General features: G+C 68.4%; 6 protein-coding genes. 3 read left to right on the top strand and 3 right to left on the bottom strand.

Annotation, left to right across the window (positions count from 1 at the left end):
- The first annotated feature begins 258 nt into the window (after positions 1 to 258).
- Together Adu01nite_RS48310 and Adu01nite_RS46785 are read left to right on the top strand one after the other, a co-directional pair.
- Positions 259 to 2037 carry a cellulose binding domain-containing protein gene (locus tag Adu01nite_RS48310; protein ID WP_239133234.1) on the top strand — a complete coding sequence of 593 codons (1779 nt, stop codon included), beginning with the start codon at positions 259 to 261 and terminating at the stop codon, positions 2035 to 2037.
- Complete coding sequence (locus Adu01nite_RS46785; RefSeq protein WP_203735890.1) at positions 2037 to 3725, top strand: cellulose binding domain-containing protein; 1689 nt, start codon at positions 2037 to 2039, stop codon at positions 3723 to 3725. The genes Adu01nite_RS48310 and Adu01nite_RS46785 overlap by 1 nt, the downstream gene beginning before the upstream one ends.
- Positions 3726 to 3767: 42 nt before the next feature.
- On the opposite strand, the gene Adu01nite_RS46780 is transcribed toward Adu01nite_RS46785, so the two are convergent.
- The 3 genes from Adu01nite_RS46780 to Adu01nite_RS46770 all read right to left on the bottom strand — a co-directional run bounded on the left by Adu01nite_RS46780 (position 3768) and on the right by Adu01nite_RS46770 (position 11258).
- Entirely contained in the window at positions 3768 to 4400 is a 633-nt protein-coding gene (locus tag Adu01nite_RS46780) for a hypothetical protein (RefSeq protein ID WP_203735888.1), read from the bottom strand.
- Positions 4400 to 10807, bottom strand: coding sequence for an RHS repeat domain-containing protein (locus Adu01nite_RS46775; RefSeq protein WP_203735887.1), 6408 nt, complete (start codon positions 10805 to 10807; stop codon positions 4400 to 4402). Before Adu01nite_RS46775 ends, Adu01nite_RS46780 begins: the two co-directional genes overlap by 1 nt.
- A 247-nt stretch (positions 10808 to 11054) precedes the next feature.
- A complete protein-coding gene (locus tag Adu01nite_RS46770) occupies positions 11055 to 11258 on the bottom strand; it encodes a cold-shock protein (RefSeq protein ID WP_203735886.1) in 204 nt (67 codons plus the stop codon).
- 309 nt (positions 11259 to 11567) lie between these two features.
- Here Adu01nite_RS46770 and Adu01nite_RS46765 point away from each other — a divergent pair, with 309 nt between their 5' ends.
- Positions 11568 to 11849, top strand: coding sequence for a hypothetical protein (locus Adu01nite_RS46765; protein ID WP_203735885.1), 282 nt, complete (start codon positions 11568 to 11570; stop codon positions 11847 to 11849).
- Positions 11850 to 11924: the final 75 nt, after the last annotated feature.

Here is an 11924-nt window from a genome sequence, read left to right as displayed (position 1 = left end):
AGCGACAGCGACAGCGACAGCGACAGCGACAGCGACAGCGACAGCGACAGCGACAGCGACAGCGACAGCGACAGCGACAGCGACAGCGGGATTTTGGTGCGGTCGGGGTGGCTTTGACGGGCGTACACAATTGATGTTTGTGAATTTGTTATCTCGGGTGGGGCGGCTGCATCTGCTTCTAGAGGGAGGCTGCTGCTGACGTCTCTCCGCGTTGCCTCAATCCGTCCATCGACTGGGAGCGCTCCCACGGAGGTCGACATGACCGCACCACGATCACGAAAGCGACTGAAGTCCGTCCTGGCTTCGGCTGCGTCCGGTGTTCTCGTTCTTGCCGGACTGGTTGCCACCAGCCATGCGGCCAGCGCGGCTGCCGTTGCGGCCTTTCCCGGGGCCGCCGGGCCCGCCATGTATGCGACCGGTGGGCGTGGGGGCGACATCTACCACGTCACCAACCTCACCGATAACGCGAGCAGCCCGGCCGCCGGGTCGCTGCGGTATGGGATCAACAGCGCTCCCAGCACCGGGCGGACCATCGTTTTTGACGTTGCGGGGACTGTCAAGCTTGCGCCGGCGGGGCGGCAAGGGTGGCTGACGATCAACTCCAGCAATCTGACCATCGCGGGGCAGACCGCGCCCCGGCCGGGCGTCACGATCATGGGGCAGGCGACCAAAGTTACCGGTAAGAACGTGGTCATCCGGCATCTGAAGTTCCGGCCTGGTAAGGACCAGGCCAATCCGGAGACCGCTACCAACGACGGCATCTGGATCACCGGGGACAACGTCATCGTCGACCATGTGTCGGTCAGCTGGCATGACGACGAAGGGATCAGCACCAGCGACGCCGCGGGGCAGGTCTCGGTGCAGTACGCGATCGTCTCGGACGGTCTCAACTACAAGGGGCACAGCTACGGCGCGCTGGTCGGCAGCGACGTCAACGGCTCGAACATCGCCTACCACCACAATCTGCTCGCCCATCACCTCAGTCGGCTGCCCCGGCTCGGCAACGAGACCGGCGCGGTCAACTATGTGGAGTGGAGCAACAACGTCGTCTTCGAGGGCAAGGGCTACAGCGGCACCGACCAGCTCGCGAACGCCAACTTCGTCGGCAACACCTACCTGCGGCAGAACAGCAGTAGTCCAGAGGTCTACACGGGAGCCACCGGCACCAGCGCTTACATCTCCGGTAACAAGGCCGACTACGACGGCGACGCCAACTTGACCAATGGTGTGGACGCCGCCTGGGACCGGTTCACCGACATCCCGACGCACCGGTCGACGCGGTTCGAGGTGCCGAACATGACCACCGAAGCGGCGTACACGTCGTTGCCCAAGGTCCTCAACCAGGCCGGGGCGTTCTGGTGGGCGCGGGACGCGGTCGACACCCGGGTCGTCAGCGAGACCCGCTCGACCAGCGGCGGCGTCGTCAACGAGGCCAACGCCACCGAGTGGAACAACCTGTGGAACGCCGCGCAGGTCAGCAGGCCGAGCGGCTGGGACACCGACCGCGACGGCATGCCCGACGCGTGGGAGACGGCGAGCGGCCTGAACCCGGCCGTCGACGATCACAACGGCGACGCGGACGGCGACGGCTACCGCAACATCGAGGAGTACCTGGACTACGCCTCCCTGGGCAGCCCGCCGATCACCAGCATGTCCCCGTCCCCACCGACGACGTCGACCACCGCCGCACCTACCACGACCGCGCCCACCAGCACCGCACCGACCAGCACCGCACCGGCTGGCGGGGCGTGCACCGCCAGCTATCGGACCACCAACACCTGGTCCGGCGGCTTCCAGGGCGAGGTGACGGTGACCGCCGGTAATGCGGCCATCAGCGGCTGGTCGGCGAAGTGGACGCTGGCCTCCGGCCAGGCGATCAGCCAGGTCTGGAACGGCGTTTTGAGTACGAGCGGAAGCGCCGCCACCGTGGCCAATGCGAGCTACAACGGCACGTTGGCGGCGGGCGGCTCGACGACATTCGGTTTCCTGGCCACTGGTACAGCCAGCACGCCCGCCCTGACCTGCGCGGCCGCGTGATGCGGAAAACCCCGATAGCGCTGGCGATAGTTGCCGCGACAGCGTCCGTCGCCGTCGCCACCAACGCCCAGGCGGCCGCGGGCTGCCAGGTGACCTACCAGGTCAGCTCGCAGTGGACCAGTGGCTATACCGCCGCCATCACCATCAAGAACCTGGGCGACCCGATCAACGGATGGCAACTGGGCTGGACGTTCCCGGCCGGCCAGACCATCACCCAGTCGTGGGGCTTCACCGCGTCGCCCACGTCCGGCGCGGTCGTCGCCACCAACGCCGACTACACCGCCGCCATCGGCACCAACGCCGCCATCGACGTCGGCTTCAACGGCACCTGGACCGGCACCAACCCGGTGCCGACCGCCTTCACCCTCAACGGAACCGCCTGCACCGGAACAACGGCGCCGACAACAGCACCGCCGACCACCACCCCGACAACCGCGCCCACGACCGCGCCCACCACTGTGCCGCCAACCACCGCGCCGCCCGTCGGCCCGGTCAAGGCGTTCCCGACTGCGGTCGGGTTCGGGGCGGTGGCGACCGGCGGCCGGGGCGGCACCGTCTACCACGTGACCAACCTGAACGACTCGGGTTCGGGCTCGTTCCGGGACGCGGTCAGTGCCAACAACCGGATCGTCGTCTTCGACGTCGGCGGCTACCTCAAGCTGACCTCGACGGTGCTGGTGAAGAGCAACATCACGATCGCCGGCCAGACCGCCCCGGGCGCCGGCGTCGGCGTGCAGGGCGGTGAGGTCTCGTTCAACAGCGGCACGAACGTGATCGTCCGCAATTTCCGGTTCCGGATGGGCACCGAGGACGCCGACCAGAAGAACAGCGGCATCAACTGGCTGGACGCCAGCAACCTGATCTTCGACCACGTGTCGATCGAGTTCGGCGCGTGGAACAACATCGACGCGGTCCGCGCCTCGAACATCACCATGCAGTACTCGATCGACGCGAACCCGATCGGCCAGCAGTTCGGCGCGCACACCGAGACCGGCCCCTACACCTGGTGGCGCAACCTCTGGGGCAACTCGCACAACCGCAACCCGCTGGCCAAGGCGAACACCCAGTTCGTGAACAACGTGGTCTACAACTACCAGGCCGGCTACACCGCTGGTAACTCCAGTGGTCACTTCCTGCACGACGTGGTCGGCAACTACTTCATCACCGGCCCGCGCACGACGAGCGCCTCGAACTACTACTACCAAACCGGCAACCAGCAGATCTACAACAAGGACAACTGGCTGGACAGCAACAAGGACGGCGCCCTGAACGGCGCCGCAGCGGCGGTACGCGGCGGCGCGACCGAGCTGACCGCACCGTTCTCGGCCGACACCGCCAACATCCCGACGCTGAGCGCCGCGGCCGGCTACGCCGACGTGATCGCCAAGGCCGGCGCCACCCCACGCGACGACGTGGACAAGCTGGTAGTGGCGGACGTGACGTCACTGGGCACCAAGGGTGACCTGTGGTCAAGCCAGACCGCGACAGGCTTGGGCAACAACGGCTACGGCACCCTGGCCGGAGGCACGGCGAAGACCGACACCGACAAGGACGGCATGCCGGATGCCTGGGAGACGAAGTACGGCCTGAACCCGTCCACGAACGACGCGAACGGCGACTTCGACAAGACCGGCTACACCAACATCGAGAAGTACCTCAACGGCCTGCTCGACAACCAGTACCAGTAGAACGACGCCCCTGGGCCCGCACCCGCGGGCCCAGGGGCGTGCTCACCAGGCCTTCGTCAGGGCCTCGGCGGCCTTGGGCACCACATCGGACAGGGCCTTCGAGGCGGTGGCCTCGTCGGCCGCGCCGGTTTCGATGCGGACCAGGATGTCCTCCCGGGCCAGCAGGGCGGTGCACATGACCGACTTGCCGTTCACCGTCTCGCAATAGGCGAGGTCGGCGGACGGCGTCGGCACCTTGTGCACGGCGGTGAACTTGCCTTCCCGGTCTTCGTAGGAACCGCAACCCAGCACGCCGGAGACCTGGGCGATGGCCTGGGCCGCGGTGGGGGCGGCGAACACGCCGGCGAACTGCCGGACCGTCGTGCCGCCGCCCTGCCACTCGCGGCGCATGCCGTACCAGCTGGTGTATGCCTCGGCGCCCGGCTTGTTGCCGCACACCACCGACGCGATGCCGTCGCTGCGTTCCGGGTCCTGCGGGACCGGAGCCAGTCCCGGCAGGGCGGTCAGCAGGGTCGGCTCGACCCTGTTCTCCGCGTCGGGGGCGATCGACTCGATCGGCTGGGCGCCGAGTCCGGGCTCCAGCCTGGTCGAGCCACCGGCCGCCCCACCCGGGCTGTCGCACGCGGCGCAGCCCAGGGTGAGGAGACAGGCCGCCAGCACGGCGAGGCGTCGCATCAACGCTTCTTCCCGCCGGTGACGGTCGCACCGCTCGGCGAACCGACCGTCCAGGTCACCACCCGTTCCATCGAACCGGACGTGTTGAAGCCCTTCGCCCAGCCGAGCACCGCGAACCGGCCGTTCTCGTCGTCACTGGCCCCACTCTGGATGTGGCTCATGCCGGGGTTGAAGTTGTACCGGTCGTACGCGTTCACCCGGATCCGCATGGTCATCTGTTTGCCCTTGACCTCGACGTCGGCGCTGGCCCACATGTCGTACGCGCCGAGCGAGTTCTGCCATTCGGAGGTTACCGGCTGGTCGGAGAAGTGGTGCTTGCCGCCGGTGATGCTGAACTTGCCGGCGTCGCCCTTGGCCAGTTTCTCGGCGGCGATCTGCGCCTGGTTGATCTCGTTGTTGATGTCGGTGCGGAGCTTGTTGTCCTGGTGGTAGGCGGCCTCGTAGTCGAGCTCCATCGGGGTGCCGGAGCCGTCCCGGTAGTGCGCGTACAGCTTCATCCCCTGGTGGTTGTCGGCGCACGGGCCGACGTTGAACAGCGAGGTGATGTGGCAGCCGTTCATCTTGAGCCGCCACTTGTTCCAGCTGACGTAGTCGGAGATGCCGGGCCGGACCTTCTTGTCGTACTTGAAGTCGTCGTTGGCCTCGGTGTGCTCGGCCGGCTTGTCCGGCGACCCGACGCAGAAGCCGTCGGAGCAACTCCCGCCGCCGCCACCACCGCCGCCACCGCCACCGCCACCGCCGCCACCGCCGCCACCGCCACCGCCGCCGGTGCTGCCGGTGCCGGGGCCGAGCGGGCCGCTGTCGCCGCGGTCCTCCATCGGGAGCATCAGGCCGGACGGGTCGCTCTTGGCCATCGGGTTGTTCCCGGCGTACGCGTACCCGCCCAGCTGGTTCGGGTCGGTCGTCTCCAGCACCGGGTCCACCGACAGGAACCGGCCCAGCGCCGGGTCGTACTTGCGGGCGCCGAGATCGGTATAGCCGGTGACCAGGTCCTCGGCCGCGCCGAGATACCCGTGTGTCAGGTCGGGCCAGCCGGTGCTGCTCAGGCTCGACCGGGACTCGCCGTACGGCTTGTACTGCTTGCGGGACACCTCCTGGGTGGTGGTGTCCATCGACAGTGTGGCCGTGGTGTGCGGGTCGTTGAACAGGTAGCTGGTGCCACCGCCGGGCAGGGTGGAGCGGACCGCGATCGCGGCGCCGTCCCCGCCGTGCGCATAGGTGCGGACCGCGCCGAGCACCTTGCCGGCCACGGTGTCGACGACGACCTGGGTGTCGCCGGCGAACAGCGTGGTGCGGCCGGGGTCGCGGCGGATCAGCTGGTGGCCGTCCGCGTCGTACAGGTAACTGGTGGTGCCGCCGGTGGCCGTGACCGACGCCAGCCGGCCCTCGTCGTCCCAGCTCAGGGTCTGGTTCTTACCAGTGGTCGCGGTGCGGGTCAGCAGGTTGCCGGCCACGTCGTAGACGAAGCTCGTCGGGTCCGCTCCCCCGGTGGTCGCGGTCATCGTGTGCGGCTGGGCGCCGGTGCGGTTGCAGCTCGCGCTGCAGCCGGAGGTGTACGACGTGGTGACGTCGCTACCGGTGCCGGTGGCGTGGTCGATCAGCTTGGTGCGGTCGCCGATCGCGTCGTACTCGTAGGTCTGCCAGTAGGCGCCGGCCCCGGATGACACGGTGCCGGTGGCGCAGTCGCCGCTGACCGTCCGGGCGTCGGCGAGCCGGGCGAGCGAGTCGTACCGGAAGCACTGCCGGTCGACCAGGGCATTGCCGGACTCGGACTGGGTGTCGGACACCGACAGCGGGTTGCCGGCGTCGTCGTACGCATAGCTGGTCTTGTCGACGACCGGGCCCAGGCCCTGCGACCGCGAAATGGTGCGCTCGCTGAGCCGCAGCGTCTCGTCCTCGTACGAATACATCACCTCGGCCTGGTTGCTGGACGCCCCCACGGTGATCCGGGACGGCTGACCGAAGTCGGTGTAGGTGCTGCCGGAGACGTACTGGTCGAGGCCGGCCGTGCGGGTCGGCACACCGAGCAGGTCCCGGCTGTAGGTGATGGTCTCCCCCGGCAACCCGCCGACGGCCGGGTCGGTCTGCCCGGCGAGCACCTCGGTGTTCGCCGAATACCGGAAAGTGGTCGCGTAGCTGGTCGGCAGCGGCTGCTCGACGGTCGGCAGGGTGATGGTCGAGCCGAGCGATTTGCCGAGCGACGTGTACCCGTTGACCGCGACGGTATAGCCACCGGTCACATTCGGCAGGTAGCGGGTCGACGAGGTGAGCTTGCCGATCCGCAGCGTGTCGTACGTCCAGGAGGCGTACTTGAAGTTGCTCTTCGACCGGTCGACCGCGGTCAGCTTGCGGCCGAGCAGGTCGTAGGTGAAGTCGAGCAGGATGCCCCGGGCGTCCCGGCTGGTGATGACGTTGCCGGCGTCGTCGTACGCGGTGAGCATGGTGCCCGCGTCCGGGTCGATCCGCGACGTCTCCCGGCCGAGCAGGTCGTACTTGAAGGACCAGACCGCGTTGTCCGGCCCGGTGACGGACGCCTGCTGGCCGGCCGCGGTGTATCCGTACGCAATCGTCTGGGAAGTGCCGCCGGAGGCGGTGAATCCACCCGTGACGGTGCCGCTCAGCGTGGGCGCGGTGGTGTATTGCTGCAGCTGGGTGAGCTGGCCGCGGCCGTCGGTGACCTTGGTGGTGGCCACCGCGCCGGTCGGCGGCAGGACGGTGGTGCGGTCACCGGTGTAGGCGGTGCGGGTGCGCCGGGTCGCGACGCCGTTGTGCTCGGAGGTGACCTGGGTGACCCGGCCCATGGCGTCGTGGTCGGTCACCGTGGTGGCCGGGATCGACACCTGGGAGAGCCGGTCGGAGACCAGCGAGTCGGACGGGACGGCGGCGGTGGCGTAGGCGTCGTTGGTGAGTACCTTCCAGCCGTGCGTGTCGTACTGCGTGTCGGTGACCGTGATGGTCCCGTTCTCCGCGGTCGCCTGCGACTCGAGCTCGCGCAGCAGGGCGTCGTGCAGCACCTTGCTGGTGACGTAGCGGGTGGTGGTGCTGCCGTCCTCGTTCTCGCGCAGCGTGTTGGTGGTGACCACGTTCGGCCCGGTGGCCGACAGCAGGTAGCTGTAGGTGATGTTCGCCGGGGCGCCGGCCGCCTTGCTCTTGTTGGGCATCCAGACCCCGGTGAGCCGGCCGAGCGCGTCGTAGGTCAGCGAGCTGAGCGCGCCGGCCTCGTCGGTCTTACCAGTGGGCAACTGCCGGGCGGCGTCCTTCGCCTCGGTCACCACCTGGCAGTCGGCGCTCGACTCGGTGACCTTCGAGCAGTCGGCACCGGCGGTCACCTGGGTGACCGTGGTGGTCGAGGTGGGCAGCGCACCGCTCGCCGGGGAGTGCCGGGTGTAGGTGGTCTGGGGCTTCGTCTTCGGCGCCCGGGTCTCGGTGACCACCCGGCCGTAGGTGTCGTAGGTGGTCGCGGTCGCGTCAACGAAGACACCGGCGGCGCTGGCCTGCTGCACCAGGGTCGGGCTGCCGTGGACGGGCAGGGCCGGACCGGTCTGGCCGTCACCGTTGTAGGCGAACGGGTTGCCGTCGAACGAGGTGCGCGAGTCGGTGATCACCGGGCCGGTCGGGCTCGCCCCGGCGGCGGTGCAGTCCTGCTGGGTGACCACGGTCTCGGCCAGTACGACCAGGGTGGCGGTCGTGCCGTTGAGATAACGGTTGAACGTGCACTTGGCGACGTTGCCGGTCGCGCCGGCCTCGCCGCGGTCGGCGACCTGCACCGCCATGCCGGTGGTGGTCTGGCCGAGGGTGGTGTTGTAGAAGGTGGCGGTCTCGGTCTTGCGCCAGCCGTAGGACACCGCCTCGCGGGTCAGCGACTTGGCGGTGCGGACCATCTGCGCGGTGAGCGGGGTCAGGCCGGTCCGCGCCCGGGACGCGGTCGGGCCGATCAGCGTCGGCACGGTGACCACGGCCTTGTTGATCGAGCCGCCGTTTCCGGTGTAGGTGACGGTCTCGAAGACCTGCCCGGCGTACGCGTTGTTGTCGCCGACCGAGACGGCACCGTCGGAGCTGGTCAGCGCGGGTACGTCGCGCTTCTTCGAGTCGGGCATGGTGTCGTTCTCCATGCCGAGGAAGTAGTAGGTCTTGGTGAGGGTCTTCCGGTCGTGGGTTTCGGTGCCGTCGGTGTAGTGGAACGCGGCCGGGTCACCGGTGGTGGTGTCCACCTCGGGGTAGCCACGGAACTGGCCCCAGGTGCGGTTCTTCTCCTTGACGACCTCGTTGTCGTCGTAGTGCCAGCCCGGCTTGCCGACATAGGCGTATGAGGTGACCAGCGACGGCTGCGAGCCGTCCTGGTAGTTGTTGTACTTGTCGAGCGTGGTCACCCGGCTCACCGGGTGGGTGTAGAACCAGTCGATCAGCGGGTTGGGCTGGCCCTCGGGCGCCCAGTAGACCGGGAAGCAGCCGGTCGTGTTGGTCGACGCGTACGCCTGCGCCTTGGTGTCCTTGCTGTCGCTCGGGTCGCTGGCCGGGACGCCGGAGCAGTCCGGGGTGGTGTAGTCGACGGTGGTCTCGGCGCCGGTCTCGGAGACGACGTTCTTGATCCGGTTGTGGTACATCAGCGGCAGGCCGGGCAGGGTGCCGACCCGGTTGGCGATCTGTATCGGGTTGAAGGTCACCGCCGGGGTGGTCGCGTCGGCCGCGGCGCCGCCGAGCCGGTCCAGGCCGGTCCGCTTGATCGATTCGAGCCAGAGCGTCGGCGAGTGGTCGCCGCCGTCCGGGAACGTCTGCACCAGGTCGTAGCGGTCGACCGGCTTCAGCGCCCCGTCCACCCGGACCTGGGTGGTGATCGAGGTGAGCTTCTTGCGGGAGAAGAACGACGGCGAGTGGTTGGTGCAGTCGCCGGTGGCGTCGCAGCTCAGGTCGACCGGGACGTCCGGGTAGTACTCGGGGTGCGCGGTGCCGAACGAGCACTCCAGGGTGCAGCGCTCGGCCGTGCCGAACAGCACCTGCTCGGGCGCGTCCGACGAGTAGATCGTCGATGCGGTCATCCCGTAGTCGATCCGCTTGAGCGTGCCGCCCCGGGTGTAGGAGACCGCGGTGTTCTTCTTGTTGGCGCCGTAGTAGTTGGTCTCCGGCGCGTAGTAGTAGGCGTTCACGTTGCCGCGCGGGTCGACCGAGTAGTCCAGGTTGAACCGGTAGCCCAGGGTGCAGTCGGTGTCGCCGAAGGTGGACGAGGACGGGCAGGCGGAGACCCCGGCGTTCGCCTTGTAGACCGGCTCGGACCAGGCCGACTTGGTCTCCTCGGCGCCGGTGGTCCAGCCCGGGAGCCGGTTGAGGCCGAAGTAGTACTGCGTCCCGTTCTGGGTGATCCGGAAGTACTCACCGTTCTTGGTGCCGTTGGTGGCGCCGGTGAGGTTCTCGATCTTGATGGCGGCGTCGTCGGCGGCCGCCCGGAACGTCTTGGTCGCGTCGTCGTAGACGATCGCGGTCGAGGTGCCGTTCAGCGACATGGTCAGGAGCTGCCCGGCCCAGCACACGTCGCCGGAGCCCTCGGCCGCGCCGGAGTCCTTCACCTCGGTGCACGCCTTGTAGGTGCGCTCGATGAAGCTGTCGGTGGTGCTCCAGCCGTCGCCGACCCAGGAGGACTGGTTGTTGGTGCCCTGGGTGCGGGCGTCCTGGCCGGCCGAGCTGTAGTCGAGGCTCACCGCGGGCGCGACCCCGGCGATCGGTGCGGGCACCGCGATCGGGTAGCTGTAGGTGAACGCGCCGGTGTTTCCGCTGGTCGCCCAGCTGCCGCCGGGCGAGAGCGAGGTCGCCTTGTAGTCCCCGGCCGGCCCGTCGGCGGCGGCCGCCGCGGCGAGCACGGTGACTCCGCTCGCGGCCAGCGACACCTGCGCGGTCAGGGCGGTGGTGCTGGTGACCGGGGTCCGGGTCTGGCATTGCGCCAGTTCCGGGGTGGTCACCGCGCAGGCGGGCAGCCGCACCAGGCGCAGCCGCGAGCCGAAGGCGCCACCGTAGGCGTTCTGGTAGGTGGTGGGATCGACCTGCACGCCGACCTTGCCGCCCGGCACGCCGCTCAGGGTGAACATCACCCCGCGCACGCCGACCTTTTCGGCCGCTTGCGCATCGAGGGTGGAAACGGTCACTCGCTGCGCGGGACCGGTGAGGGTGATCCCGCCACCGGCCTTCGCGCCGGCCTTGGTCACCGCGACGGTCACGGTCTGTGCCTTCGGCAGCGCGGCGTGCGACGCCGGATCGAAGCGGGTGTACGTCTTGAGCGGCGTCACCGCCCGCTTTGTCGGCTTCTTGGTGAGCGCGACCCGCTTGCCGGCCGGCGGGTCGGGAAAGTCACCGCCGTTGGGCGCGGCCGAGGCCGGCGAGGCCGGCATGGTGGCGGTCAGCGCCGGAAGGGCCGCCAACAGGAGTAATGCGGCGAATCTACGCCGCCACGAACCGTTTCCAGACAGCATTGTGCCCAGATCCCTTTCCCCCGTGAACCCGACAGATGATCTTCTATGTCGGCAGCCGTCAATCTAGCGTTCGGCACGGGGGAAGCGTGGTTGTACACAATGGACAAAAGCCGCAGGTGTGAGCCAGATCACATTACCCGGATACGCCGAACGGCGACCCGCTGTACAAGCCGGGCCGCCGTTCGAAAAAGTCTGATCAGAGCGTACGGATGTTCTCCGCCTGCGGGCCCTTCTGGCCCTGGGTGATGTCGAACTCCACACGCTGGTTCTCGTCGAGGCTACGGAATCCGCTCGCCGAGATAGCCGAGAAGTGGGCGAAGACGTCAGGGCCGCCACCGTCCGGGGTGATGAAGCCAAAGCCCTTGTCGCCGTTGAACCACTTCACAACACCAGTAACCACGTCTGCTCCTAGCAGGCTGTCGAGTCCGCACCGCGCGGACTCGTCTGTTGCCGAGTTGATCACTCGCCCCGAGGCTCCGGCACGAAAACGAAAAAAGCGCCCGCTGGATTCAGATAATCCAGGAGGCGCCTAAAACGTCTTGGAAATCAAAACTGCAACGACACGAACATAGCACAGAATCCGGAGTCCGCTGCGCAACAAGCTCGACATTCCGAGCGGGTAGTGTTGACCTGCGGATCAGTCATGGGGAGGGCCGACGCCCACCGGACGTGCTCCGAGCACCACCGACGCCGGAGGAGATCGACCCTAGTGTCTGCCCTGTCCACGGTCACCGCCCCCAAAACCCTTCGCGAGAAGGGCGCCGACAGCTTCCACGCCGTCCTCGGCACGGTCCTGACCGCCGCCCTCGACGCCGCCCTCGAGGCCGGCGATCACCCGAAAGCGATCACGATCATCAACCGCGGCTTCGCCGAGGGCACGCCCCAGCTGGGCTGCGCCCTTCTCTGCCGGGCCATCGAGGTCGTCGGCGCCGCCCGCACCTGGACGGTCCAGCTGGCCCCGCAGACCACGATCCGCCAGCGCCAGGGCTAGCCCGGCACCGGAAGCGCCCGGATCTCGAGGATCTCCTCGAGGCCCGGGCCTTTTTCATGCCCGCGAACCCTTCGC

The sequence above is a fragment of the Paractinoplanes durhamensis genome, from assembly GCF_016862175.1.
In the GTDB taxonomy this organism is placed as follows: Bacteria; Actinomycetota; Actinomycetes; order Mycobacteriales; family Micromonosporaceae; genus Actinoplanes; species Actinoplanes durhamensis.
The sequence above is the reverse complement of the archived record's forward strand: the minus strand, read 5'-3'. Positions and strand labels throughout refer to the sequence as shown.

Excerpts from the sequence above, each read along its gene's own strand:
- Adu01nite_RS46785 (WP_203735890.1), top strand. The coding sequence starts at position 2,037 with ATGCGGAAAACCCCGATAGCGCTGGCGATAGTTGCCGCGACAGCGTCC.
- Adu01nite_RS46780 (WP_203735888.1), bottom strand. The coding sequence starts at position 4,400 with ATGCGACGCCTCGCCGTGCTGGCGGCCTGTCTCCTCACCCTGGGCTGC.
- Adu01nite_RS48310 (WP_239133234.1), top strand. The coding sequence starts at position 259 with ATGACCGCACCACGATCACGAAAGCGACTGAAGTCCGTCCTGGCTTCG.